This is a genomic window from Amycolatopsis aidingensis (assembly GCF_018885265.1).
GTDB lineage: Bacteria > Actinomycetota > Actinomycetes > Mycobacteriales > Pseudonocardiaceae > Amycolatopsis > Amycolatopsis aidingensis.
Map to the genome: position 1 here is coordinate 4,787,341 of NZ_CP076538.1, position 24,775 is coordinate 4,812,115.

The window sequence follows — 24,775 nt, forward strand, 5'->3', positions numbered from 1 at the left end:
GCCTGAGCCCCGAAACCTAACCAGGCGGCCCGGGCATCCTGGGGTCGTCCAGCCAGGTGGCGAAGAACGCGCCGAGGTCCGCCCCGGCGTGCTCGGCCGCGAGCGCGGTGAAGTCCTCGGTGCGCACCGTACCGTGCCGGTGCGTGGCTACCCAGTCCTTCAGCAGCGCGAAGAAGGTGTCGTCCCCGAGGCGGTGGCGTAGCGCATGCAGGGTGAGCGCGCCGCGCTTGTACACCCGCCGGTCGAAGAGGCCCGGCATACCCGGATCGGCGATCCGCAGGTCGGCGGGATCACCGGCGATCTCGGCGTGCCACCGGCTGGCCAGTTCCGCCGCGGGCGTGCCGCCGGACTCCTCCGACCACAACCATTCCACATAGGTCGCGAAGCCCTCGTTCAGCCAGATGTGCCGCCAGCCGGCCACGGTGAGGCAGTTGCCGAACCACTGGTGCGCCAGCTCGTGCACCACCAGCCGCTCGTGCGTGCGCAAGCCGTCCACGTGGTTGGCGCCGAACACCGACATGCCCTGCGCCTCGATCGGGTCGTCCAGCTCGTCGTCGGTCACCACGACCTGATACTCGCCGAACGGGTACGGCCCGAACAGGCGCTGGCACATGTCCATCATCGCCCGCTGCCTGCCGAAGTCGTGTCGCAACGCCGCGCCCAGCCGCGCGGGTGCCGCGGCCCGCTGCGGCACCGGCCCACCGGCGAGCTCCACATCCACGTACTGTCCTATCTGGACACTCATCAGGTAGGTGGAGGTCGGTTCGGGCCGCTCGTAGACCCAGGTGGTGGTGCTGGCCTGCCTGCCGCGGGAGACAAGGTAACCGGTGACCAGCACCGCGTACGGAGAGGAGGTGGTGACCGCAATCCGGTAGGAGGCCTTGTCCGCGGGATGGTCGTTGCAGGGAAACCAGGACGGGGCTCCCACGGGCTGGCTTGCCACCAGCGCGCCGTCGGTCAGCTCGTCCCAGCCGATGTCGCCCCACGGCCCGCCGAGCGGTCGCGGGTTGCCCACGTAGCGGACCTCCACCACGAACTCGGCCCCCGCTGCCAGGGAACGGGCCGGTTTCACCCGCAGCTTGTGCCCGTGCCGGGTGAACTTGGCCTGCCGGGAGTCCACCAGCACCCTGCTCACCCGGAACCCGACCAGATCGAGACTGAACCGCGACAGCGCCTGAGTGGTCACGGCGGTGATCCTGGCCCGCGCGGACAGCCGGTTCGGCCCGAGCCGGTAGTCGAGGTCGAGGTCGTAGTGCCGGACGCGGTATCCACCGTTGCCGTGGTCGGGGAGGTAGGAGTCGCCGGAGGTCTCCGCCCCCGGAGCCGGTGGGGCGGCCTTCGGATGGGTCACCGGTGGCGCCCTCCCGGCCAGGCCGCGATCGGGTTGCCGAGCCAGCGGGAGTCGGCGGGAACGGCGTCTCCCCTCGTCACCAGGGAGCCGGGGCCGACGGTGGTGCGGGCGCCGATGCTCGCGCCGGGCAGCACGATGCCGTGCGGACCCAGGGTGGCACCGGCGGCCAGCTCGACGGTGTCCATGCTCATGATCCGATCATGGAACAGGTGGGTCTGCACCACGCAACCCCGGTTGATCGTCGCTCCTTCACCGAGACGCACCAGGTCCGACTCCGGCAACCAGTAGCTCTCCAGCCACACCCCGCGACCGATCCGCGCGCCCATGCTGCGCAGCCAGGCCGGCAGCAGCGGGGTGCCACCGGCGAGGCCCGCCAGCCAGGGAACGGCGAGCACCTCGACGAAGGTGTCGGCCAGCTCGGCCCGCCACACGAAGGAGCTCCACAGTGGATGCTCCACCGGCCGGAACCGCCCGGCGAGCGACCACTTCGCCGCGGTGGTCAGCACGCAGGCCAGCACCCCGGCCGCGGCGAGCACCGTGCCGGACAGCAGCGCGGCCGCCCACAGGCCGAGGGCGGACTGCAGCGCCTGCAAGGCGAACAGCACCAGCACGGCCAGCGCGACCCCGCACATCACCGGCACGATCCGGCATAGCTCCACCACCGCCCTGGCCAGCTTGAGCCGCGCGGGCGGGGTGAAGGTACGGCTGGTGTCCGACTCCTCCACCGCGCGGCGCAGCGGCATCGGCGGCATGCCGAGCCAGGAGGAGCCCTTCTTTGCCTTGGCAGGGGTGGCGGACAGCACCCCGACCAGGCCGCGTTTCGGCACCGCCCGCCCGGCCGCTGTCATCCCGGAGTTGCCGAGGAAGGCCTGCTTGCCGATCCGCGCCGGGGCGACATGCAGCCAGCCGTGCCCAAGCTGATAGGTGGCGATCATGGTGTCGTCGGCGAGGAATGCCCCGTCGGCGACCTTGGTCATCTTCGGCAGGGCCAGCACGGTGGAAGCCTCCACGCCCCGCCCGACCTTCGCGCCGAGCAGCCGCAGCCATACCGGGGTGAGCAGGCTGGCGTACAGCGGGAACAGATCGTCCCTTGCCATGTCCATCAGCCGCTCGGTGGCCCATACCTGCCAGGCGGCCCTGCCGTGCACGGGGTGGTAGCCCTCGTGCATGCCGAGGCTGAGTGCGCGCACGCCGAGCAGCACCAGCAGGGCGTAGCAGCCGAAGTAGGCCAGCGTCGCCACCGGCACCGCGAGCAGGGCGCTGCCGAGGGCCGCGCCCTGGCTCGGCGCCCCGGACACCGCCCCGGCCAGCACCAGCAGGCCGGGGAACGCGGCGATGGCAGGCAGCAGGCCCAGCAGCACCGAGGTCAGCCCGTAGACCGTCGCCCACCGCCTTGACCGCGGTGGCCTGCTGGACGGCCACTTCAGCGCGTTCTTCTGCTGCCGGGCCGCGGGCGAACCGGCCCAGCGCCGCCCGGCTGGCACCGCTCCGCGCACGGTGGAACCGGGGGCGATCTCCGCGCCCTTGCCCACCCTGACCCCTGGCAGCAGGGTGCTGCGCGCGCCGATCCGCGCCCCGGCACCCACCCGGATCTTGCCGATGTGCACCAGGTCCCCGTCGACCCAGTAGCCGGAAAGGTCGGCCTCCGGTTCCACCGCGGCGCCACGGCCCAGCTTCAACATCCCGGTGACCGGGGGCGGGGCATGCAGGTCGACCTCCTTGCCGACCTTCGCGCCCAGTGCTCGCGCGTACTGGGTCATCCAGGATGCCCCGGACACCCCGGCCGCGCCGCTGACGTCGGCCAGCCGCTGGGCCGCCCACAGACGCAGGTGGACCCGGCCGCCGCGGGGGTGGCTTCCGGGTCGCACGCCGCGCAGCAGCAGGCGGGCACCGCCCGCGGACACCGCGATCCGGCCCGCCGGGCTGAACAGCACCAGCCAGGCCACCCCGAGCACCCACCAGGGTGTCGCGGGCGCCCAGCCGGCCACCCCGAGGCCGGACAACAGGGTGGAAAGGGCCGCAGCGATGGTGGTCCACCGCAACCCGACCAGGGTGAGCAGGGGCAGCAACAGCACCGCCTGCAGCAGGCCGGTACGCCGCGGAACCGGGGTGACCTCCCGCTGCTCGGCCCGCGCGCCGCCGGCGGCGTCCAGGTTCGCGGCCAGTGAGCCGAGCCGTGGCTGCTGGTAGAGGTCGCTGACGGAGACCTGCGGGTAGTGCTCGCGGACGCGGGCGACCAGCTGGGCCGCGGTGAGGCTGCCGCCCCCATGCGCGAAGAAGTCGGCCCGCGGGTCGGACACGGACACCCCGAGGATCTCCGTCCACAGCCGGGCCAGCCAGTCCTCGGTGGCCGAGAGTGCCTTCTTCGAGCCACCGGCCTTGCCCGCCTTGCCGGTCGCGGCGCCGGGCAGCGGCCAGGGCAGGGCGTCCCGGTCGACCTTGCCGGAGGTGCGGGTCGGCAGATCGTCCACCACCGCGAGCAGCGGGACCAGGGCGGCAGGCAGCCGCGCGGCCAGTGCCGCGCCCGCGGCCTCGGTGTCGAAGCCGGGTTCCGCGGCGACCAGGTAGCCGACCAGCACCTGGTTGCCCGCCGGGGTGGTGCGCACCGCGGCAGCCGCACCGGCCACCCCGGGCAGGGCCTGCAGCGCGGCATCCACCTCGCCGAGCTCGATCCGCCGCCCGCCGAGCTTGACCTGCTCGTCGGCCCTGCCGACGAACACCAGCCCCGCGGGCTCGGCCCGGACCAGGTCGCCGCTGCGGTACGCCCGCGGCCAGCCGAGCGCGGGCAGCGGGGCGAACTTCTCCGCGTCCTTGGCCGGGTCGAGGTAGCGGGCCAGGCCGACACCGCCGATCACCAGCTCACCGGTCTCCCCCATCGGCACCGGCTCGCCGCCCTCGTCCACCACCGCGAGCTGCCAGCCGAGCAGCGGCAGCCCGATCCGCACCGGTCCCTCGCCGGTGAGCTGCGCCGCGCAGGCCACCACGGTGGTCTCGGTGGGGCCGTAGGTGTTCCACACCTCGCGGCCTTCCACCGCCACCCGCTCGGCCAGTTCCGGCGGGCAGGCCTCGCCGCCGAAGATCAGCAGCCGGACGTCCTCCAGCGCGTCCGCGGGCCACAACGCGGCCAGGGTGGGCACCGTGGACACGATGGAGATCCGCTGCCGCACCAGCCAGGGGCCGAGGTCCACCCCGGTGCGCACCAGGGAGCGGGGCGCGGGCACCAGGCAGGCGCCGTGCCGCCAGGCCAGCCACATCTCCTCGCAGGAGGCGTCGAAGGCCACCGACAGCCCGGCCAGCACCCGGTCGCCGGGCCCGATCGGCTCCTCGGTCAGGAACAGCTCGGCCTCGGCGTCCACGAAGGCGGCGGCGGAACCGTGGCTGACCGCGACGCCCTTGGGTTTCCCGGTGGAGCCGGAGGTGAAGATGATCCAGGCGTCGTCGCCGGGGGCGGGCCGGGTACCTGGGCGCGGCCCCGCGGGCGCGCCGAGGGCGGTGATGGTGCCGCCGTCGGTGAGCACGGCGCAGACCCCTGCCTCGCCGAACACCAGCGCGGCCCGTTCCTCGGGGTCCTCGGCATCCACCGGGACATAGGCCGCCCCGGCCGCGAGTACCGCCAGCACCGCGATGTACAGCTCGGCGGTGCCGGAGGAGATCCGCACCCCGACCCGGTCCCCGACGCCGATCCCGAGCGCGTCCAGCCGGGCACGGACCGCCTCCACCTCGGCGGCGAGCGCCCGGTAGCTGAGCACGGTCCGGCCGTCGTCGATGGCAGGCGCGCCGGGGTGGCGGGCGGCGGTTTCGGCCAGGATGTCCAGGAGGGTCCGCTCGCTCGGGGCGAGGCCGGACCAGTACAGGGCCCGCTCCTGCGGCGCGGCGGCCGGTTCCCCGATCGCGGCGGTCCCGCAGTGGATCGGCGGAAAGAGCAGGTCAGCGGCAGGCCGCCGGTCGGCAGTGAGCGTCACGCACCCTCACAGGGTTCTCGTCGGGCCTGCCCCTCCCGGTGTGTGGGCGCCCGTGCGACCGACCACCCTACGCGGGGATGAACACCAGGTCTCGCCAGGGTCACACCGAAGTGTTCGGTCTCACGTCCCAGGTCAGCGCGACTTCTTCGGCTTCTTCTCCCGCACCCGCACGCTGATCCGCACCGGGCTGCCGGGGAAGCCGAAGGTCTCGCGGAACTTGCGCTCCACGAACCGCCGGTAGCCTGCCTCCAGGAAACCGGTGGTGAACAGGACCAGCGTGGGCGGCCGCACCCCGGCCTGGGTGGCGAACAGCACCTTGGGCTGCTTGCCGCCGCGCACCGGCGGCGGGGTGGCCGCGATCAGGTCGGACAACCACCCGTTCAGCTGACCGGTTGGCACCCGCTTGTCCCAGGACTCCAGCGCGGTGCGCAGCGCGGGCGCGAGCTTGCGCACCGAGCGGCCGGTGAGCGCGGAGATGTTCACCCGCTCCGCCCACGGCACCCGTACCAGCCCGCGGTCCAGCTCCTTCTCCAGCTGGTACCGGCGTTCCTCGTCGACCAGGTCCCATTTGTTCATGGCCAGCACACAGGCCCTGCCGGCCTCCACCACCGTGCTGAGCACCCGCAGGTCCTGCTCGGAAAGCGGCTGGCTGGCGTCCAGCAGCACGATCGCCACCTCGGCGGCGTCGATCGCGGTCTTGGTGCGCAGCGAGGCGTAGTACTCGGCACCGCTGGCGGTCTGCACCCGTTTGCGCAGGCCCGCGGTGTCCACGAACCGCCAGATCTCCTCGTCCACCTCGACCAGCGAGTCCACCGGGTCCACCGTGGTGCCCGCCACCTCGTCCACCACCGCGCGCTGCTCCCCGGCCAGCTTGTTCAGCAGGCTGGACTTGCCGACGTTGGGCTTGCCGACCAGTGCGACCCGGCGCGGTCCCGCCACCCGGTCCCGGTCCCGCGGCGCCTCGGGCAGCGCGGCCACGATGGCGTCCAGCAGGTCCCCTGAACTGCGCCCGTGCAGCGCGCTCACCGGTTGCGGCTCGCCGAGGCCGAGCGACCACAGCGCGGCGGTTTCGGCCAGCAACCGCTCGTCGTCCACCTTGTTCGCCGCCAGCAGCACCGGCCGCTTCGACCGCCGCAGCACCCTGGCCACGGCCTCGTCCGTGGCAGTCGCGCCCACCGTGGCGTCCACCACGAGCAGTACGGCGTCCGCGGTGGACATGGCGATCTCGGCCTGCGCGGCCACCGCGCCCCGCAGGCCGGTGGCGCCGTGCTCCCAGCCGCCGGTGTCCACCACGGTGAACCGGCGCCCACTCCACAGCGCGTCGTAGGCGACCCGGTCCCTGGTCACCCCCGGCACGTCCTGCACCACCGCCTCGCGGCGGCCGAGGATGCGGTTGACCAGCGTCGACTTACCGACGTTCGGCCTGCCCACCACGGCCAGTACCGGCTGGGCGAGTTCCTCCTCCGCGGCCTGCTCACCCTCGATCACCTGCGTGTCGAGCGCGGCGAACTCCGACTCGTCGGACCACGTGCCATCAGCCTCGGTCATGCTTGCTCCTCCGCGGTTTGCGGGCGGCGTCTGGGATCGCGTCGCGCGCTGTGGTCACTTTGACTGCCACGGGTTGACCCAAGGGGTGTCATGACTCTTCTCTCTAGTCAGGCGCGATGTTCCTCGCGCCAGTCGTCCAGGGTGCGGACCAGGTCCGCGAGCTCGGAACGCATCCGCTCGGTGGCCTCCACCAGCCCCGCCCTGCCGGGGCCCACCCGCACCGTGAAGGGCTCGCCGACCAGCAGGTCCACCACCGGCCGGAACCGTCGCCCGCTGCCATCGGGCCTGCGGGTGCCCCTGGTGGCCACCGGCAGCACCACGGCGCCGGAGTTGCGCACCAGCCAGGCCGCCCCGCGCTGCGCCTCGGTCACATCGCCTGCCCCGCGGCCGCCCTCGGGGAACACCCCGATCAGGCCACCCTCACGCAGCAGGCGGGCCGCGATCAGCAACGGCTCGCGGTCCGGTTCGCCCCGGCGGACCGGGATCTGCCCGAGCCGCCGCAGCGCCCAGCCGACCGCCCCGCGGAACAGTTCCCGCTTGACCAGGAACACCGAGCGCCGCGGCAGCATTCCGAAGATCAGTTGCGGTTCGAGGAACGAGCTGTGGTTGGCGATCAGCACCACCGGCCCGGTCCGCGGCACCCGTTCCAGGCCATGCAGCCGGAGCCGGAACGCGGGCCGGAAACAGAAGGTACCGATGAACCGGGCGAAGTCGTGCAGCCGGGGTGCGGCGCCCTCCGGCAACCCGGCCGTGCTCACCGGGTCGCCTCCGCGGTACATCCGTTCAGCAGGCCGCGCCGGCAGGCCAGCTCACTCAGCGCGATGATCACCTGGTCGATGTTCAGCTCCGAGGTGTCCACCGGCACGGCGTCCTCGGCCTGGCGCAACGGCGAGGCCGCGCGGGTGGAGTCCAGCCGGTCCCTGCGCTCGACCGAGGCACGGGTGTCGTCCGGCGCACCGGCCCGGCCGGCCGCGGCGTCCTGCGCGCCCCGGCGCGCGGCCCGGACGTCGGCGGAGGCGGTCAGGTAGATCTTCAGCTCCGCGTCCGGGGCGACCACCGTGCCGATGTCCCTGCCCTCGACCACGATGCCGCCGGTGGTGGCCAGCACCCTGGCGATGATCTCCCGCTGCCGCGCCACCAGCAGCTCGCGTACCTCGGGGACCGCGGAAACCGGGGACACCGCGCGGTTGACCTCCTCGGTGCGGATCTCGGCCGCCACCTCGGCACCGGCGAGCAGCGCCGCGGGCCGTTGGGGGTCGGTGCCGACATCCAGCTCGACGGTGCGGGCATGCCCGGCAACCGCGGCCGCGTCGGCGGGGTCGATCCCCGCGCGCAGCACGGCCAGGGTGACCAGCCGGTACATCGCACCGGTGTCCAGGTAGCCCGCTCCCAGCCGGGAGGCGAGCGTGCGCGCCACCGTGGTCTTCCCGGTTCCCGACGGGCCGTCCAGCGCGACCACACCACGTAGGGCTCCCGACACCGATACGCCTCCTTAGCCGTTCCTCGGCCGCTCACCAGCCGCGCGTCCAGCGTCTTATTCTGCCGGGAGGGCCCGCGGCGGGATCAGTCGGCTTGCCCGCCCTCCGCGCGCAGCCGTTCGTCCAGCTCGTCCACCTCCATGGCAGGCCGCTGCACCGCCCCGGTGCGGTAACCGGCCTTGCCGAACAGCTGGGACAGCACCGGCGCGGTGATCACCTGGAACAGCGCGACCAGCACCAGCGCGGCCGCGTACCGCGGTTCCAGCCGCACCGCCGCACCCGCCAGCACCAACAGCAACCCGAAGGTCTGGGTCTTGGTGGCCGCCTGCAGGCGGGTGAGCAGGTCGGGGAACCGCAGCAGGCCGAGCGCGCCGAGCAGGCACAGCGCGGTGCCGGTGAGCAGGAGTACCGCGGAGATCGTGTCCCGGACGGTCAGCGGGGTCACTGGTACTCCTCCCTGCGCTCGGCGAGCTTGACCGCGCACAGCGAGCCGACGAAGGCCAGCAGCGCCACCGACAGCAGCAAGGCGACGTTCAGCGAGCGCTGGGACATCGCCATCTCCACGCAGACCCCGGCCAGGATCAGCACCAGCAGCATGTCCAGCGCCAGGATCCGGTCCAGAGTGCTCGGGCCGCGCACCAGCCGCACCAGGGTGAGCAGCGCGGCAAGGGACAGCAGGCCGAAGGCGATGGAAACGACGAGGGTCACCGGGCACCTCCCTTCGCGGGTGTGCGGCGCGCGGCGGCCACCCGGTCCCGTACGGTGGCGGCCTCCTGCGCGCTGCCGAGCGCCTCGACCACCCGGATCTGCAACTCGAGCACCTGGTCATGGGCCCTGGCGGCCTCCCGCGCGGAGCGCACCCCGAGGGCATAGACGTAGTAGATCCCGCGCTGCCGGTCGATCTGCAGCACGAACTTGCCAGGGGTCAGCGAGACCATGTTCGCCGCGGCCACCACGGCGTGGTCGCGGTCGGACAGCACCGGAACCGACAGCACCGCCTGCCGCACCGAGCGGCCGTAGCGGAGCACGAACCAGGCCGTCTGGAAGGCCGAGGCGGTCAGGTCGGCCACCACGAACACCACCAGCCGCAGCAGGCGCAGCGGCCGCACGAACAACCCGGGCCTGGTGGGCAGTGGGAACAGCAGCAGCACGCCCAGCGCCACCACAGCCCCGGTGAGCACGATGAACGGATCGACCGAGCCCCACAGCAGAAACCAGACCAGCAGCAGCCAGACGAACATCGTGAGGGAGAAGCGTTGCCGGATCATCGGTCACCTCCGTGCCCGAGTACCGCCTCCCGGTACGCGCTGCCATCCAGCAGGTCGTTCGCCGCGCGCTCGCTGATCGCGGACAGCGGACCCGCCAGTACCGCCACCGCGACCCCGGCCACCACCAGGCCGCCGGTGGCCAGCAGCATCGGCCGCGAGGTCGCGCCGGTGCCGACGGTCACCTCGTCGGTCGGGTCGGGGTCCGGCTGCGGCGGGCACTCCTTGCCCCAGAACGAGCCCACCCAGATCTTGGCCACCGCGTAGAGGGTCAGCAGGCTGGTCAGCACCGCCCCCGCGGTGACCAGGTACGCCATCGGGGTGGCCACCTCGGCCCCGGCGCGCAGCAACGCGATCTTGGCGACGAACCCGGAGAACGGCGGGATACCCGCCAGGCTCAGCGCCGGGATCGCGAACAGCACCGCGACCAGCGGATAGGCCTTGGCCACCCCGGACATATCGCGCAGGGACACGGTGCCGGTGTGCCGGGTGACCACACCGCTGACCAGGAACAACGCCGCCTGCACGATGATGTGGTGCACCACGTACAGGATCACCCCGGTGAGCCCGATCACGGTGAACAGCGCGAGCCCGAACAGCATGTACCCGATGTGGCTGACCAGCAGGAAGGACATCAGCCGGTTGATGTCGTTCTGCGCGATCGCGCCGAGCACCCCGACGAGCATGGTCAGCACCGCCACCACCAGCAGCAGCACCCAGCTCGTGTCGTGGTCGAACACCAGCGCCTGGGTGCGGATCAGCGCGTACACCCCGACCTTGGTCAGCAGCCCTGCGAACACCGCGGTGATCGGGGCCGGGGCGGTCGGGTAGCTGTCCGGCAGCCAGAAGTGCAGCGGCACCAGCGCGGCCTTGATCCCGAACACCACCACGACCAGCAGCCCGAGCACCGTCTTGACGCCCTCGGGCAGTTCGGCGACCCGCTCGGCGAGATCGGCAAGGTTCACCGTGCCGGTGGCCGCGTACACCAGGGCGACCATGGTGAGGAACAGCAACGAGGAGGTGAGGCTGACGATCACGTAGGTCATCCCGGCCCGCACCCGTGGCGCGTTGCTCCGCCTGGTGATCAGCACGTAGGAGGCGGACAGCATGATCTCGAAGGCGACGAACAGGTTGAACAGGTCACCGGTCAGGTAGGCCATGGACACCCCGGCGCAGAGCACCAGGTACATCGGAAGGAAGGCGGTGGAGGTGGTGCCGCGGCCGTAGTCCACGATCCGCTGGCCGATGGAGAAGATCAGCACGGCGAGTGTGACCACGGCCGACACCAGCAGCAACAACGCGGAGAGCCGGTCGGCGATCAGGGTGATCCCGAAGGGCGGCGCGTGCCCGCCGAGTTGCAGCACCACCGGCCCCTGCTCGTCCGCATGCACCAGCAGGACCGTGGCCACGGCCGCGATCGCGGTGAGCACCAGTACGCCGAGCAGCCGCTGTGCCGCGGGCGAGCGCCGCACCACCAGGGACAGCGCCGCCGCCAGCAGCGGCAGCAGCACGGGCAGCGAGACCAGGGTGGTCACCGGCGTACCCCCGCTCCGTTGCCCCCGGACTCGCCCGGCTCATCGGTCTCCCTGGTGTCCTCAGGGTCCTCAGGGTCCTCGGCCTCGGTGGTCTCCGCGGCGGCGCTCATCTCCTGCGCCTCCGCCACGGCCTCGGCGATCCGGCGGTCCTCGAGGTCGTCCCGCACCTCGTCGTGCCCGAGCAGCACCCAGGACCGGTAGGCCAGCGCGAGCAGGAAGGTGAGCAGGCCGAAGGTGATCACGATCGCGGTGAGCGCCATGGCTTGTGGCAGCGGGTCGGACATCTCGTCCAGCGCGGCCATCCCGATGAACGGCGGCGCCCCCGGCGGCCCGCCTGCGACCTGCAGGAACAGGTTGGCGCCGTGCCCGAGCAGCACGATGCCGAGAATCACCCGCATCAGCGAGCGCTGCATGATCAGGTAGAAACCGGCCGCGTAGAGCGCGGCGAGGACGACGGCCATGGTCAGGTTGATGGTCACAGGGGCTCGGCCTCCTCCTCGTGCTGCCGCTCCAGTTCGCGGTTCTCGATCCCGGCGCCGAGCGTGCGCAGCAGGTCCAGCACCACCCCCACGATCAGCAGGTACACCCCGATGTCCAGGGCGAGGCTGCTGACGATCTCGAGTTCGCCGAGCACCGGCGGATGCAGCGTCCACACCGCGCTGGACAACACCGGCTCGCCGAAGGCGACCGGGACGAGCGCGGTGAGCACCGCGACGGTCAGGCCGTAGCCGATCAGCACCGGCGGCCGGATCCGGGTGGCGGCGGCGATCTCGGCGCTGCCACCCGCGACGTAACGCAGCACGAAGGCGAGCCCGGCGACGAGGCCGCCGGTGAACCCGCCGCCCGCGTAGTGGTGCCCTGCGAACAGCAGGTACAGCGACACCACCAGCACGGTCGGGAAGATGACCCTGGTGGACACCTCCAGCAGCAGGGACCGCGGCCAGCCGTGGGTGCTGTGTTCCGCCAGCAGCCACCGCTCCCGCGGCCGGTCCCACTCCGTCCAGTGCACCGGCTCCGCCCGCTCCGGCTCGCTCATCGGTGCTCCTCGGTCTCCTGGTCGGGCTCGTCCTCCCGCGGATGGGCTCCGGTCCGGCGCCGGGGCAGGTAGGTGGCCAGGGCCAGGCTGGCCGCCCCGGTGGCCGCGACGGCGAGCACCACGATCTCGCCAACGGTGTCGAAGGCACGGAAGTCGACCAGGATCGCGTTCACCACGTTGTGCGCCCCCGCCTCGGGCAGCGCCCGCTGGAGGTACTCGGTGGAGGCCGCTGAGGGCTCCGGCCGGTTACCGGAGAACAGCACCGCCAGCAGCGCCACGAACACCCCGCCCACGCCCGCCACGGTCGCCTTCATCCAGCGGGTGCTGCGGATCGGCGGATGCGGCTGGACGAAGGAGGAAGGGAACCGGCGCAGCACGAACACGAACACGACCAGGGTCAGCGACTCGACAAGGAACTGCGCCAGTGCGAGGTCGGTGCCGCCGTGCACAAGGAACAGCGCGCCGATGCCGTAGCCGACCACCCCGGTGAGCAGCACGGCGGTCAGCCTGCGCCGGGCCAGCAGCACGGTGGCGGTGGCCACCAGCACCACGATCGCCACCGGCAGCTGCAACCAGGTGTCGAACAGCGCGGGGACGCCCCCGTCCACCGCGCCGGTGAGCAGCCCTGTCCCCGGCACCAGCACCACGGCCAGCAGGATCGTGCCGATATAGGTGGGCAGGGACCCGGTCTGCACCCGGCCGGTGAAGCCGTGCGCAAGGCCGTCCAGGCCGGTCACCGCCCGGTGGTAGCCGCGCTGGGCGTGCAGCGGCCCCGGTACCCAGCCGGACATCCGCAGCACGACCGGGTTGGCCCGGTGCGCGAGGTAGCCGCAGCCGAGGATCACCGCGGACAGCAGCAGCGGCAGGGTCCAGCCGTGCCAGAGCGCGAGGTGATACGGCTCCGCACCCGCGGGGTAGGCCCCCGCGTACTCCGCGAGCAACGGCTCGACCTGCCCCACCACCAGCGGCAGCACCAGCCCGGCCAGGGCGGGCAGGGCGATCGTCACCCCGAAACCGGCGCCGGGTGCCTGCGGTTGCGCGGGTTTCGCCCCGCGCCGGGTGCCGAAGGCGCCGACCAGGAACCGCAGGCTGTAGGCAACGGTGAACACCGAGCCGAGCACCAGCCCGGCCAGCACGGCGACCTCGCGGGGCCCGCCCCCGGTGTAGGCCTCCAGCGCCGCCTCCTTGCCGACGAACCCCAGCAGTGGGGGCACCCCGGCCATCGAGGCGGCGGCCAGTCCGGCCAGCACGGCCACCGCGGGCCAGCGCGCGCCGAGGCCGGACAGCTCCCGGATGTCCCTGGTCCCGGTCCGCCGGTCGATCGCGCCCACGGTGAGGAACAGGGTGGACTTGAAGAACCCGTGCGCGAGCAGCATCGTGGCACCCGCGATGGCGGCGAGGTAGCTGCCGGTGCCGAGCAGCACCATGAGAAAGCCGAGCTGGCTGACCGTGCCGAAGGCCAGCAGGATCTTCAGGTCGTGCTCGCGCAGGGCCCGGAAGCCGCCCAGCACCATGGTCCACACCCCGAGTACCAGCACCGGGACCCACCAGGCTGGCAGGTCGGCGAAGCCGGGGGCGAACCGGGCCACCAGGTAGACCCCGGCCTTGACCATGGCCGCGGCGTGCAGGTAGGCGCTCACCGGGGTCGGGGCGACCATCGCCGCGGGCAACCAGGGATGGAAGGGCACCTGCGCGGACTTGGTGAAGGCACCGAGGAGCACCAGCACCACGGCGATGTCCACCACCGTCCCGCTCGGCGGTGCGGCCACGATCTCGGACACCCGGAAGGTGCCTGCCTGTACCCCGAGCAGGATCAGCCCCAGCAGCATGGCCAGCCCGCCGAGCGCGGTGACCAGCAGCGCCTGCATGGCCGAGCGGCGCACGTTCTTGCCGATGCCGTCGCCGCCGACCAGCAGGAAGGAGCAGACCGTCGTCAGCTCCCAGAAGATGTAGAGCGAGAACACGTCGTCGGCGAGGACGAGGCCCAGCATGGACCCGGCGAAGACGAGCAGCAGCACCGAGTTCCGGCTGATGTCGCTGCCACCAGGCTTGGCGTAGCAGGCGTAGTAGCACAGCACCAGCGCACCGATCCCGGCGACCAGCACGATCATCACCATGGCCAGCGCGTCCAGCCGCAGCACGAGGTCGAGGCCGATCCGGGGGGCCCAGGAGAAGGACTCGGTCACCGGCCCGTCCCCTGGGGTGAACCGGAGGAAGGAGTACCCGAGGGTGCCGGCGGGGACGAGTGCCGCTACCCCGAAAGCCCACCGCCCGTACCGCCGCGCCACCAGCGGCAGCACGCAGGCCACCGCGAAGTGCACCGCGATCGCGACCAGCACGCCTGCCTCACCACCGTTTCGTGTCCCGCCGGTACGTAATCACATGCGGATCGATGGGGCCGGGATTTCCGGGCTGCGCGAGCAGGCGTTTTGCGGAATCGGTTACCGTTGCGGGGTGAACGTCGAAGTGACACCGCTGCCGGGGATCGGCGTCCGCAAGGACTTCGCGATGGACAACGGGCGGCGGATCGGTGTGGTCACCCACAAGGACGGCCATATCGAACTGATCCTGTCCAAGTCGGACGATCCGGACGCCTGCCTGGCCTCCCTGCCGCTGACCACGGAGGAGGCGGGTGCGCTGGCGAACCTGCTCGGCGCGCCCCAGCTGGTCGCCCAGCTGAACGAGGACCACCGGGAGTTCGCCGGGATCCACACCCGGCAGATCTCCATCAAGAGCGGCTCTCCCTTCCACGGGCGCACCCTGGGGGACACCGCACTGCGCACCCGCACCGGGGTCTCGGTGGTCGCGGTGATGCGGGCCGGGCAGGTACAGCCCTCCCCCACGCCGGAGTTCACCTTCACCGAAGGGGACGTGCTGGTGGCGGTCGGCACCTCGGATGGCCTGGACGAAGCCATCAAGATCCTGCGGCACGGCTGAGCGCCCGTGGGTCACACCGCATTCGCCCTGATCGAGCTCGGGGCCGTCTTCTTCGTGCTTGGGGTGCTCGGCAGGCTGGCCGGCAGGATCGGCATGTCGCCCATCCCGCTGTACCTGCTCGGCGGCCTGGCCTTCGGCACAGGCGGGGTGCTTCCGCTGGGTGATATCGGCGGGTTCGCGGAGCTGGCCAGCGAGATCGGCGTGGTGCTGCTGCTGTTGCTGCTGGGTCTGGAGTACTCGGCGGCCGAGCTGGTCACCGGGCTGAAGCGGTCCTGGATGTCCGGGCTGCTGGACATCGTGCTGAACGCGGCCCCCGGTGCCGCGGTGGCGCTGCTGCTGGGCTGGGGACCGGTCGGCGCGTTCGTGCTCGCCGGGGTCACCTATATCTCCTCCTCCGGCATCATCGCCAAAGTTCTCGGCGATCTCGGCAGGCTGGGTAACCGGGAGACCCCGGTGGTGCTGTCCATCCTGGTGTTCGAGGACCTGGTGATGGCGCTGTACCTGCCGATCCTGACCACGGTGCTGGCCGGGATCTCGTTCTTCGGCGGGTTGCAGGCGGTCGGCATCTCGCTCGCGGTGATCACCGTGGTCCTGCTGGTCGCGCTGCGGTACGGCCGCTACGTCTCGGCCGTGGTGGACAGCCCGGACCGCGAGGTCTTCCTGCTCAAGCTACTCGGCTCGGCCCTGCTGGTGGCCGGGCTGGCCTCGGCCATGCAGGTGTCCGCCGCGGTCGGCGCCTTCCTGCTCGGCATCGCGATCTCCGGCTCCACCGCGGAGAGCGCCACCCGCATCCTGGAGCCCCTGCGCGACCTGTTCGCCGCGATGTTCTTCGTGGTCTTCGGGCTGAACACCGACCCGCGGTCGATCCCGCCGGTGCTGGTCTGGGCCGTGGCGCTGGCGCTGGTCACCGCGCTGACCAAGATCGCCACCGGCTGGTGGGCCGCGCGCAGGCAGGGGATCGGCAGGCTGGGCCGCGCCCGCGCCGGGGCATCCCTGGTAGCCCGCGGCGAGTTCTCGATCATCATCGCCGGCCTTGCCGTGAGCGCGGGCGCCGTCGAGGGCAGGCTGGCCGCACTGGCCACCGCCTACGTCCTGCTGATGGCCATCCTCGGCCCGATCGCCGCCCGCGTGGTGGAACCCCTGGCCCGCACCGTGCAACGCGCCCCGGCCGCCGCCCCCGCCTAACCGTGTTTGCCGCCCACGCGCGCGTGTTTGCTCCCCACGTACCCGAGTTTGCCGCTCAGGTACCCGAGTTTGCCGTTCCCGCACTCGCCCGTACGAGTCAGAAGCACCGGTTCCTGATCGTGACCGAGGTCGAGGAGTACGAGGTGAACCGCTGGTTGAGCTCGTCCTCGTGCTCGACCCCGATCGACCGCACCGTGGCGGGCAGGTCGTGTGCGCGCAGCCGCACCCCGAGGCTCCACTCCTCGCCAGCCTGAACGGTCGCGCCCACGGCCGCCGGATAGCCGTCCAGCACCGACGGATCGGCCGGACCGTTAGGCGGGGGCATGGTGATGCTTCCGTCGCGCGGATCCGGCGGCGGGATCGGGATCAGCACGGCCTCCGCGAGCTCCATCGACTCGGCCCCGGACAGCGATACCTCCGTGATCACCACCGGCTCACGGCCGACGTTCTCGATGTGGACACCGACCACCGCGCCGTTGCCGAGGCCGGGCGGAGTGCACAGCTGGTTCGTGCCGGTGTCCGCCGTCCGGCCGTCGGCCAGGAGTGGCCCGGCGCGCAGCACACCGGCGCAGGCGGTGGTGGCGAGCAAACCCGCGGCCACCAGGACCAGGGAAACGGAGCGAACCAGCACCGGCGCCACGGTAGCCGAGATCCGGCCCTTACAGGTCCACGGCGCGGTAGAGGGAGCCCACCTCGGCACGGGTCAGCGGGCGCAGCGTGCCCGGTTTCGCGCTGCCGAGCTGGACCTCGCCCACGGCGGTGCGCACCAGCTTGCGCACCGGATGGCCGACCTCGGCCAGCAGCCGCCGCACGATGTGCTTGCGGCCCTCGTGCAGCACGATCTCCACCAGGGTGCGACCGGGACGGGTGTCCTTGACCCGGAACTCGTCGGCCCGCACCGGGCCGTCCTCCAGCTCGATCCCGGCGCGCAACCGCTTGCCGAGGCCACGCGGGACCGCCCCCTCCACCTCAGCGAGGTAGGTCTTGAGCACGTGGAAAGAAGGATGCATCAACCGGTGTGCCAGGTCGCCGTCGTTGGTGAGCAGCAGCAGGCCCTCGGTGTCGGCGTCCAGCCTGCCCACGTGGAACAGCCGCTCGGCCCGGTCCCGGACGTAGTCGCCGACGCAGGGCCTGCCCTGCTCATCCGTCATCGTGCTGTGCACCCCGGGTGGCTTGTTCAGCGCCAGGTACACCTGGTCCGAACGCAGGATCACCCTCGTCCCGTCCACGTGGATCACCGCACGGTCCGGGTCGATCCGCCTGCCGAACTCGCGGACGACCTCCCCGTCCACGCTCACCCTGCCCTGCGCGATCAGCTCCTCGGCTGCCCGCCGGGAGGCCACCCCGGCCCGCGCGAGAACCTTCTGCAGGCGTACGCCTTCGGGCTGGTCAGAGGTCATCAATGGAGTCCACTTCGGGTAGCAGCGGCGCGATCGGCGGAAGCTCGCTCAGCGAGGAAAGACCCAGCCGCTCGAGGAACAGCTCGGTGGTGACGTACAGGGTGCCGCCGGTCTCGGAGTCGGTGCCGGTCTCCTCGATGAGCCCGCGCGCCAGCAGGGTGCGGATCACGCCGTCCACGTTCACCCCGCGCACGGCGGCCACCCTGGCCCTGGTCACCGGCTGCCGGTAGGCGACGACGGCAAGGGTCTCCAGCGCCGCGCGGGTCAGCTTGGACCGCTGCCCGTCCAGCAGGAACTTCTCCACGTACGGCGCGTAGGTGTCGCGGGTGTAGAAGCGCCAGCCCTCCGCCACCCTGCGCAGGTCGATACCGCTGCCGCGCTCGGTGAACCGGGTGGCCATGGTGCCCAGCGCCGCGGCGACCCGCCCGACCTCCTGTTCCAGCGCGTCGGCGAGCGACTCCTCGGTCGCGGGCGAGTCGACCACCAGCAGCAGCGTCTCCAGCGCCGCCTCCAGCGCCGAGTCCTCGCTCAGGTCGGGCAGCGAACCCCCGGCCGACACGGCCACCGGCTCGTCCCCTGCCCCGATTTCCTCGTCACCCGCGGCATCCGAGACAGTCTCGTCGGACGGGCCTTCCCCGGCCCCCTCGATCTCCTGCTCCTCGGGTTCCGGTTCGGGCGCGTCCACGTCCAGGTCGATCACCTGGTCCTCGGCCCGCGATGCCTCCGGCTCGCTCACCCGTACTCCTCTTCGTCTGCTCGCGCCCGGTCGTGCTCGGCCACGGCGGTGGCCTCCTCCACCGAACCGCCGGTCCAGCGGACGTGCAGCTCGGTGAGGGCGTCCGCCTGCTCGAAGGCCACCGTGGCCTCGCGGTACAACTCGAGCAGGGCCAGGAACCGCGCCACGACCTCCAGGGTGTGCCCGCAGTCGGACACCAGCTCGCGGAAGGTCGACCGCCCCGATGCGGCCAGCCGCACCCGCAGCACGGCCGCGTGTTCCCGGACCGAGACCTTGCCCGCGTGCAAGTGGTCCAGCGACACCGTGGGGGTCGGCTTCGGCCGGAACACCGACAGCGCGACCTCGGCGAACCGGTTCGGGTCCACGCCGAGCATGACCTCCGGCAGCAAGCCGACGTAGCGCTCCTCCAGCGACACCGAACGCGGGTACCGCCGCAGCGCCCCCGCCTCCAGCTCGCCGAACAAGGCGGCCACCTGCTTGTACGCACGGTACTGCAGGACCCGGGCGAACAGCAGGTCACGGGCTTCCAGCAGGGCGAGGTCGTCCTCGTCCTCCACCTCGGCCGATGGCAGCAGCCGCGCGGCCTTGAGGTCGAGCAGGGTCGCGGCGATCACCAGGAACTCGGTGGTCTCGTCCAGGTCCCATTCGGCGCCGAGCGCATGCGTATAGGCGATGAAATCATCGGTCACCTGGTGCAGGGCGACCTCGGTGACATCGAGCTGGTGCTGCGAGATCAGCTGCAGCAACAGGTCGAAGGGTCCCTCGAAGTTCGCCAGCCGCACCTTGAACCGGGATGACGAACTCTCTTCTGGCACCGCGGTCTCCGGCACCTCGGGCGCCGGGTCAGGCTGGGGCTCCCGCGTCGAGGGCGGCTCCCCACTGCTCATCAGCCCGTTGCTTCCTCTGCTTCCTCGGCCTCGGCCTCGATCCCGCCACCGCGCAACCGCCGGACCAGCACCGAGTCGTCCCCGTGCTCGTCGAAGTCGGCCAGCAGCACGGCCACCGCCTCGCGCACTATCCGGCCCCGGTCCACGGCCAGGTCGTGCGCGGCCCGCAGGTTCAGCCGGGCCTGCTCCATGGCCAGCAGTTCCTCGCCGGACACGTACACCGTGATCTTGGCGTCGTGCTTCTGCCGCCCGGAACCGCGCCGCACCGAGGAGCCGCGGCTCAGCCTGCGCTCACCGCCGCCGCCATTGCCGTTGCCGTTGGAGCCGGAGCTGCCGTTGCCGTGGACGTCGTTCCCTTCGCTGTCCACAGTGGAAGACGAGGCTGGGGGCGCTGGTTGGTCGAGGGCGGGACTGCTGGTCCTGCGGAACAACTCGGACGCACCGGGCAGGGATGCGCGCCTGCTCACCGAGCGATCACCTCACGAGCCAGAGTACGGTAGGCCGTCGCGCCCGCGGACCGGGGTGCCCAGCGGGTGATCGGCTCCCCTGCCACCGTGGTCTCCGGGAACCGCACGGTGCGGTTGATCACCGTGTCGAACACGATGTCGCCGAATGCCTCCACCACGCGTGCCATGACCTCCTTCGAATGCAGGGTTCTCGGATCGAACATGGTGGCGAGAATCCCGGTGATGTCCAGCTTGGGGTTGAGCCGCTCGCGCACCTTCTCGATCGTGTCGATCAACAATGCCACACCGCGGAGGCTGAAGAACTCGCACTCCAGCGGGATGATCACACCGTCGGCCGCGGTCAGTGCGTTGACGGTGAGCAACCCCAGTGACGGCTGGCAGTCGACGAGAACATAGTCGTAGGAGTCCATTACCGGGCGAAGCACCCTCAGCAACGTGTGCTCCCGACCCACCTCAGCCACCAGCTGCACCTCGGCCGCGGAGAGGTCGATGTTACTCGGCAGCAGATCGACGTTGTCGACCGAGGTCGGCCTGATCACGCCGGAGACGTCCACCGAGCGTTCCATGATCACGTTGTAGACGGTTTGTTCCAGCTCATGCGGCTGGATGCCCAGGCCGACCGAAAGGGCGCCCTGCGGGTCGAAGTCGACCAGCAGCACCCGCCTGCCGTACTCGGCGAGCGCCGCGCCGAGGTTGATCGTCGAGGTGGTCTTGCCGACCCCGCCCTTCTGGTTGCACATGGCCATCACCCGGGCGGGGCCATGTTTTTCCAGCATCGGGGGCTCGGGGATCTCGCGCACCGGGCGCCCGGTGGGGCCGAGCTTCGGCCCACCGTCCTTGGTCACGCTGCTGTCCCTGCTCGCCCGCGGTGGCACGTTCGACTCCTCCTGATCGCCGCCGGTTTCGGTCGCGATGCTCAACTGGCTAAGGCTGGCCGCGGCCTGCCGTGCCGATCGATCGGAAGTCGACATCGGGCGGAAGCTCCTCGTTCGGCCTTCACTCTTGCCGAAATGTTCAGCTGACCAGCGCAGCCTATGTGGGCGAGTCGCGCACCGGCAAAGCGGCTCGCCGGGCATGACGTGGTGTTTTCACCACCGCACGGGCGATATCACTCAGCCGAGTGCCCTCGGGTGGGCGGTCGCGTACACCTCGCGCAGGGTGTTCACGGTGACCAGGGTGTAGACCTGGGTGGTGGTCACCGAGGCATGCCCGAGCAGCTCCTGCACCACCCGCACGTCCGCGCCCCCTTCCAGCAGGTGCGTGGCGAAGGAGTGCCGCAGCGTATGCGGGGACACCGCCGTGGAGATCCCGGCACGCTCGGCGCTGGTCTTGAGCACCTGCCAGGCGCTTTGCCTCGACAACCGGCCGCCGCGGGCGTTGAGGAACACCGCGGGAGTGCCGCGCCCGCGCCGGGCCAGTTCCGGCCGGGCCCGCACCAGGTAGGCGTGCAGCGCGTCCACCGCGGGCTTGCCGATCGGCACCAGCCGTTGCTTACCGCCCTTGCCGTCCAGCCGGACCGTGCGTTCCGCGTCGTCGATATCGTCCAGGTCCAGGCCGACGGCCTCGGAGATCCGCGCGCCGGTGGAGTAGAGCAGTTCGAGCAGGGCACGATCCCGCAACGACCGCTCACCCTCTCCCGGCGGGGTGTCCAGCAGCCGCAGCACCTCGTGTACCGGCAGGGCCTTCGGCAGGCGCTTGCCCGTGCTGGGCGGGCGGATGTCGCGGGCAGGATCGTGCTCGGTGATGCCATCGGCCTGCGCGAACCGGTGCAAGCCCCGCACCGCGACCAGGGCGCGGGCCGCCGAGGACGCGGCCAGCGGCGGGTGCTCGGCGCCGCCCTCCCGCAGCGCCACCCCGAACCCGGTGATCTCCGCGGCGGTCACCTCGGCGATGTCCTCGATGCCGGCCTGCTCGAGGAAGGCGCAGTAGCGCCGCAGATCCCGCGCGTAGCTGTCCAGCGTGTTGCGCGCGGTGCCCCGCTCCACCACCAGATGGTCGAGATACGCCGCGATCACCTTGGTCACCGCGGTACCGGTCGCGTGGGCCACGCGCACACTCTATGCACTCAGCGGTCGCCGTGGGGTGCGCGACGACGCGCTAACGTGGAAGCATGCAGCCCCTGCCCGGACCGGACGCCGTCCGCGTCGGTACCGCCGAGCGCGAGGAGACCGTGCGGGTCCTCGGTGAGCACTTCGCGCAGGGCCGCCTGTCCGTCGAGGAGTACGAGGAGCGGGTCACCGCCGCGCTGGCCGCCACCGTCCGAGCGGACCTGCGGAACCTGGTGGAGGACCTGCCGGAGCCGCATCCGGCCTTCCTGGCGCCGCCGGCACCACCCGCCCCGCCCGTTCCCCGGCCGTCCGCGGAGCTCGCGCCGGTGTCGGACAAGTCCAGGGTGGTCGCCGGCGTCCTGCAACTCGTGCTGCCCTTCGGCACCGGCCGCTTCTACACCGGGCACACCGGGATCGCGGTGGCCCAGCTGCTGCTGGTCATGGTCGGCGTCGGGGTGATCTGGTCGATGATCGACGGGGTGCTCCTGCTGGCGAACGGCGGTACCGACGCGCAGGGCAGGCCGCTGGACACCTGACCCGCCCAGTCGTTATGAGTGGCGGCGGGCGGCGAACGCGGTCGGCCGGTCCCGCCACGGAGCGTCCGCGGGCCGGGCGGGGGCGTCCCCGCACAGCACCGCGTGCGCGGCCAGCACCCCGCCGACCGTCGCCCCGTTCACCAGCTCACCGGCCAGCGCCATCCGCACCGCATCCGGTAGCGGCACCTTGCGCACGACCAGGTCGGCCTCCTCCTCGCCGAGCACCTCCCGGTGCACCGGGGTCAGCTCGCGGGCCAGGTACACCCGCACCACCTCGTCGGTGAAGCCGGGTGAGGCGGCCACGTCCACCAGGGTCGCCCACTCCCCGGCGGCCAGCCCCGCCTCCTCGGCGAGCTCCCTGGCCGCGGCGTCCACCGGCTCCTCGCCGTCCTGGTCGATCAGCCCGGCCGGCAGCTCCCACAGCCGGTGACCGAGCGGATGCCGGTACTGGTGGATCAGGGTGACCGCGCCATCGCCGTCCACCGCCGCGATCGCCACCGCGCCGAGGTGCTCGACCACCTCCCTGCGCGCGGTCGCCCCGTCCGGCATGACCACCTCGTCGACCCGCAGCCCGATCACGCGTCCGATATGGACGTCCGCTGTGGACGTCACGCGGAACTCGTGGGTGCCCGGCTCGCCCTCGCCGCTCATCGTGCCACCGCCGGGGTCTCCGGCAGCTCCACCGGGAGCCGGTCGGCTGTGCGGTAGGCCACCACCGCGCGGACGAAGGCGTCGAACAGCGGGTGCGGCCGGGTCGGCCTGCTCTTCAGCTCCGGGTGGGCCTGTGTCCCGACGAAGAAGGGATGCTTGTCCTCGGCCAGCTCGACGAACTCGACCAGCCGGTCGTCCGGCGAGGTCCCGGAGAACACCAGCCCGGCCTCGCCGAGCCGCTTGCGGTAGGCGTTGTTCACCTCATACCGGTGCCGGTGCCGCTCGGATGCCTCGGTGCCGCCGTAGGCCCGCGCCACCTGCGAACCGGGGGTCAGCTTGGCCGGGTAGGCACCCAGCCGCATGGTGCCGCCCATGTCCCGCTCACCGGCGACCACGTCGCGCTGGTCCACCATCGTGGAGATCACCGGATGCGGGCTGTCCGCCTCGAACTCGGCGGAGTTCGCGCCGGTGAGCCCGGCCAGGTTGCGCGCGACGTCGATCACCATGCACTGCAGGCCGAGGCACAGCCCCAGCACCGGGATGCCCTTGGTCCTGGCGAAGGTGATCGCACCGACCTTCCCCTCGATACCGCGGACCCCGAAACCACCGGGAACCAGTACACCATCCACATCGGACAGCACGGCCGCGGCGCCCGCGGGGGTCATGGCGTCGTCGGAGGCGACCCAGACGATCTCCACCTTGGCCCGGTGCGCGAAACCGCCAGCCCGCAGCGCCTCGGTCACCGAGAGGTAGGCGTCCGGGAGGTCGATGTACTTGCCGACCACGGCGACGCGGACCGTCTCGGCCGGGTTGTGCACCCGGTCCAGCAGGTCGCCCCAGATCGTCCAGTCCACGTCCCGGAACGGCAGGCCGAGACGGCGCACCACGTAGGCATCCAGCGCCTCACCGTGCAGCACCTTGGGGATGTCGTAGATCGACGGCGCGTCCGGGCAGGCGATCACCGCTTCGGTGTCCACATCGCACATCAGCCCGATCTTGCGTTTCAGGTCCTCGGGAAGGTCACGGTCGGCCCGGCAGACCAGCGCGTCGGGCTGGATACCGATGTTGCGCAGTGCGGCGACCGAGTGCTGGGTGGGCTTGGTCTTCAGCTCACCGGAGGGCGCGAGGTAAGGGACCAGCGAGACGTGCAGGAAGAAGCAGTTGTCCCGGCCGACGTCGTGCCGCACCTGGCGGCAGGCCTCGAGGAACGGCAGCGACTCGATGTCACCGACCGTGCCGCCCACCTCGGTGAGTACCACGTCCGGCCGCAGGCCGGTGCCGTCCGAGTCGGCGACCGCCATGATCCGCGACTTGATCTCGTCGGTGATGTGCGGGATCACCTGCACGGTGTCGCCGAGATACTCCCCGCGCCGCTCCTTGGCGATCACCTCGGAGTACACCTGCCCGGTGGTCACGTTGGCCGAGCCGCTCAGGTTGCGGTCGAGGAAGCGCTCATAGTGACCGATGTCCAGATCGGTCTCCGCGCCGTCCTCGGTGACGAAGACCTCGCCGTGCTGGAACGGGTTCATCGTGCCCGGGTCGACGTTGAGGTACGGGTCCAGCTTCTGCATCGTGACCCGGAGGCCACGCGCGGTGAGAAGCTGCCCGAGGCTGGAGGCTGTGAGCCCCTTGCCAAGAGAGGAGGCGACGCCCCCGGTGACGAATACGTACTTGGTTGTCCGCGGCTGAAGTCCCACGGGCTTCCACCTTATCGCACCTGGCGGGCGGCGCTCGCCTACCCTCACCCGAGTAG

The 24,775-nt window shown here is 71.7% G+C and carries 24 protein-coding genes; 3 read left to right on the forward strand and 21 right to left on the reverse strand.

Annotation, left to right across the window (positions count from 1 at the left end):
- Positions 1-16: 16 nt before the first annotated feature.
- The 12 genes from KOI47_RS21825 to mbhE all read right to left on the reverse strand — a co-directional run bounded on the left by KOI47_RS21825 (position 17) and on the right by mbhE (position 14,514).
- On the reverse strand, positions 17-1,351 hold the full coding sequence (locus KOI47_RS21825) for a M1 family metallopeptidase (RefSeq protein WP_216206587.1): 1,335 nt from the start codon (positions 1,349-1,351) through the stop codon (positions 17-19).
- The gene (locus KOI47_RS21830; RefSeq protein ID WP_408629840.1) at positions 1,348-5,313 is read right to left on the reverse strand and encodes a Pls/PosA family non-ribosomal peptide synthetase; all 3,966 of its coding nucleotides are present in this window, start codon (positions 5,311-5,313) and stop codon (positions 1,348-1,350) included. Before KOI47_RS21830 ends, KOI47_RS21825 begins: the two co-directional genes overlap by 4 nt.
- Positions 5,314-5,445: 132 nt before the next feature.
- Complete coding sequence (gene der, locus KOI47_RS21835) at positions 5,446-6,861, reverse strand: ribosome biogenesis GTPase Der (RefSeq protein WP_216206590.1); 1,416 nt, start codon at positions 6,859-6,861, stop codon at positions 5,446-5,448.
- Positions 6,862-6,968: 107 nt separating this feature from the next.
- On the reverse strand, positions 6,969-7,640 hold the full coding sequence (locus KOI47_RS21840) for a lysophospholipid acyltransferase family protein (protein ID WP_216206593.1): 672 nt from the start codon (positions 7,638-7,640) through the stop codon (positions 6,969-6,971).
- Positions 7,616-8,320 carry a (d)CMP kinase gene (gene cmk, locus KOI47_RS21845; RefSeq protein WP_216217458.1) on the reverse strand — a complete coding sequence of 235 codons (705 nt, stop codon included), beginning with the start codon at positions 8,318-8,320 and terminating at the stop codon, positions 7,616-7,618. The genes KOI47_RS21840 and cmk overlap by 25 nt, the downstream gene beginning before the upstream one ends.
- Positions 8,321-8,424: 104 nt before the next feature.
- Complete coding sequence (mnhG, locus tag KOI47_RS21850; protein ID WP_216217459.1) at positions 8,425-8,775, reverse strand: monovalent cation/H(+) antiporter subunit G; 351 nt, start codon at positions 8,773-8,775, stop codon at positions 8,425-8,427.
- Positions 8,776-8,780: 5 nt separating this feature from the next.
- Entirely contained in the window at positions 8,781-9,047 is a 267-nt protein-coding gene (locus tag KOI47_RS21855; protein WP_216206595.1) for a monovalent cation/H+ antiporter complex subunit F, read from the reverse strand.
- Complete coding sequence (locus KOI47_RS21860; RefSeq protein WP_216206598.1) at positions 9,044-9,607, reverse strand: Na+/H+ antiporter subunit E; 564 nt, start codon at positions 9,605-9,607, stop codon at positions 9,044-9,046. Before KOI47_RS21860 ends, KOI47_RS21855 begins: the two co-directional genes overlap by 4 nt.
- A complete protein-coding gene (locus KOI47_RS21865) occupies positions 9,604-11,139 on the reverse strand; it encodes a Na+/H+ antiporter subunit D (protein ID WP_216206601.1) in 1,536 nt (511 codons plus the stop codon). The genes KOI47_RS21860 and KOI47_RS21865 overlap by 4 nt, the downstream gene beginning before the upstream one ends.
- A complete protein-coding gene (locus tag KOI47_RS21870) occupies positions 11,136-11,618 on the reverse strand; it encodes a Na(+)/H(+) antiporter subunit C (protein ID WP_216206604.1) in 483 nt (160 codons plus the stop codon). The genes KOI47_RS21865 and KOI47_RS21870 overlap by 4 nt, the downstream gene beginning before the upstream one ends.
- On the reverse strand, positions 11,615-12,175 hold the full coding sequence (locus KOI47_RS21875; protein WP_216206607.1) for an MnhB domain-containing protein: 561 nt from the start codon (positions 12,173-12,175) through the stop codon (positions 11,615-11,617). The genes KOI47_RS21870 and KOI47_RS21875 overlap by 4 nt, the downstream gene beginning before the upstream one ends.
- A complete protein-coding gene (gene mbhE / locus KOI47_RS21880) occupies positions 12,172-14,514 on the reverse strand; it encodes a hydrogen gas-evolving membrane-bound hydrogenase subunit E (protein WP_216206609.1) in 2,343 nt (780 codons plus the stop codon). Before mbhE ends, KOI47_RS21875 begins: the two co-directional genes overlap by 4 nt.
- A gap of 115 nt (positions 14,515-14,629) precedes the next feature.
- Between mbhE and KOI47_RS21885 the strand changes: the two genes are divergently transcribed.
- Both KOI47_RS21885 and KOI47_RS21890 read left to right on the forward strand, forming a co-directional pair.
- A complete protein-coding gene (locus KOI47_RS21885) occupies positions 14,630-15,112 on the forward strand; it encodes a cation:proton antiporter regulatory subunit (RefSeq protein ID WP_216206612.1) in 483 nt (160 codons plus the stop codon).
- A 6-nt stretch (positions 15,113-15,118) separates the two neighbouring features.
- Positions 15,119-16,297, forward strand: a complete 1,179-nt coding sequence (locus KOI47_RS21890; RefSeq protein ID WP_216206616.1) for a cation:proton antiporter — start codon at positions 15,119-15,121, stop codon at positions 16,295-16,297.
- 97 nt (positions 16,298-16,394) lie between these two features.
- Here the strand turns inward: KOI47_RS21890 and KOI47_RS21895 are convergent, their stop codons facing one another.
- The 7 genes from KOI47_RS21895 to xerD all read right to left on the reverse strand — a co-directional run bounded on the left by KOI47_RS21895 (position 16,395) and on the right by xerD (position 21,802).
- On the reverse strand, positions 16,395-16,928 hold the full coding sequence (locus KOI47_RS21895) for a hypothetical protein (RefSeq protein ID WP_216206619.1): 534 nt from the start codon (positions 16,926-16,928) through the stop codon (positions 16,395-16,397).
- 28 nt (positions 16,929-16,956) lie between these two features.
- The gene (locus KOI47_RS21900) at positions 16,957-17,697 is read right to left on the reverse strand and encodes a pseudouridine synthase (protein ID WP_216206622.1); all 741 of its coding nucleotides are present in this window, start codon (positions 17,695-17,697) and stop codon (positions 16,957-16,959) included.
- Positions 17,687-18,433, reverse strand: a complete 747-nt coding sequence (gene scpB / locus KOI47_RS21905) for an SMC-Scp complex subunit ScpB (protein ID WP_216206625.1) — start codon at positions 18,431-18,433, stop codon at positions 17,687-17,689. Before scpB ends, KOI47_RS21900 begins: the two co-directional genes overlap by 11 nt.
- Positions 18,430-19,320 carry a segregation and condensation protein A gene (locus KOI47_RS21910; RefSeq protein ID WP_216206627.1) on the reverse strand — a complete coding sequence of 297 codons (891 nt, stop codon included), beginning with the start codon at positions 19,318-19,320 and terminating at the stop codon, positions 18,430-18,432. The genes scpB and KOI47_RS21910 overlap by 4 nt, the downstream gene beginning before the upstream one ends.
- Positions 19,320-19,787 (reverse strand): cobyrinic acid a,c-diamide synthase, encoded by a 468-nt coding sequence (locus tag KOI47_RS21915; protein WP_216206630.1) that lies wholly within the window; start codon positions 19,785-19,787, stop codon positions 19,320-19,322. The genes KOI47_RS21910 and KOI47_RS21915 overlap by 1 nt, the downstream gene beginning before the upstream one ends.
- Positions 19,784-20,758: a ParA family protein gene (locus KOI47_RS21920; RefSeq protein WP_216206633.1), complete on the reverse strand. Its 975-nt coding sequence runs from the start codon at positions 20,756-20,758 to the stop codon at positions 19,784-19,786. Before KOI47_RS21920 ends, KOI47_RS21915 begins: the two co-directional genes overlap by 4 nt.
- 141 nt (positions 20,759-20,899) lie before the next feature.
- The gene (gene xerD / locus KOI47_RS21925) at positions 20,900-21,802 is read right to left on the reverse strand and encodes a site-specific tyrosine recombinase XerD (protein ID WP_216217460.1); all 903 of its coding nucleotides are present in this window, start codon (positions 21,800-21,802) and stop codon (positions 20,900-20,902) included.
- A gap of 95 nt (positions 21,803-21,897) precedes the next feature.
- Here xerD and KOI47_RS21930 point away from each other — a divergent pair, with 95 nt between their 5' ends.
- Entirely contained in the window at positions 21,898-22,371 is a 474-nt protein-coding gene (locus KOI47_RS21930) for a DUF1707 SHOCT-like domain-containing protein (protein ID WP_216206636.1), read from the forward strand.
- A 12-nt stretch (positions 22,372-22,383) separates the two neighbouring features.
- Here the strand turns inward: KOI47_RS21930 and KOI47_RS21935 are convergent, their stop codons facing one another.
- Both KOI47_RS21935 and KOI47_RS21940 read right to left on the reverse strand, forming a co-directional pair.
- Positions 22,384-23,022: an NUDIX domain-containing protein gene (locus KOI47_RS21935; protein WP_216206638.1), complete on the reverse strand. Its 639-nt coding sequence runs from the start codon at positions 23,020-23,022 to the stop codon at positions 22,384-22,386.
- Positions 23,019-24,719: a CTP synthase gene (locus KOI47_RS21940; protein WP_216206640.1), complete on the reverse strand. Its 1,701-nt coding sequence runs from the start codon at positions 24,717-24,719 to the stop codon at positions 23,019-23,021. The genes KOI47_RS21935 and KOI47_RS21940 overlap by 4 nt, the downstream gene beginning before the upstream one ends.
- Positions 24,720-24,775: the final 56 nt, after the last annotated feature.

Excerpts from the sequence above, each read along its gene's own strand:
- der (WP_216206590.1), bottom strand. The coding sequence starts at position 6,861 with ATGACCGAGGCTGATGGCACGTGGTCCGACGAGTCGGAGTTCGCCGCG.
- KOI47_RS21840 (WP_216206593.1), bottom strand. The coding sequence starts at position 7,640 with ATGTACCGCGGAGGCGACCCGGTGAGCACGGCCGGGTTGCCGGAGGGC.
- KOI47_RS21860 (WP_216206598.1), bottom strand. The coding sequence starts at position 9,607 with ATGATCCGGCAACGCTTCTCCCTCACGATGTTCGTCTGGCTGCTGCTG.
- KOI47_RS21875 (WP_216206607.1), bottom strand. The coding sequence starts at position 12,175 with ATGAGCGAGCCGGAGCGGGCGGAGCCGGTGCACTGGACGGAGTGGGAC.
- KOI47_RS21900 (WP_216206622.1), bottom strand. The coding sequence starts at position 17,697 with ATGACCTCTGACCAGCCCGAAGGCGTACGCCTGCAGAAGGTTCTCGCG.
- KOI47_RS21910 (WP_216206627.1), bottom strand. The coding sequence starts at position 19,320 with ATGAGCAGTGGGGAGCCGCCCTCGACGCGGGAGCCCCAGCCTGACCCG.
- KOI47_RS21920 (WP_216206633.1), bottom strand. The coding sequence starts at position 20,758 with ATGTCGACTTCCGATCGATCGGCACGGCAGGCCGCGGCCAGCCTTAGC.
- KOI47_RS21930 (WP_216206636.1), top strand. The coding sequence starts at position 21,898 with ATGCAGCCCCTGCCCGGACCGGACGCCGTCCGCGTCGGTACCGCCGAG.
- KOI47_RS21935 (WP_216206638.1), bottom strand. The coding sequence starts at position 23,022 with ATGAGCGGCGAGGGCGAGCCGGGCACCCACGAGTTCCGCGTGACGTCC.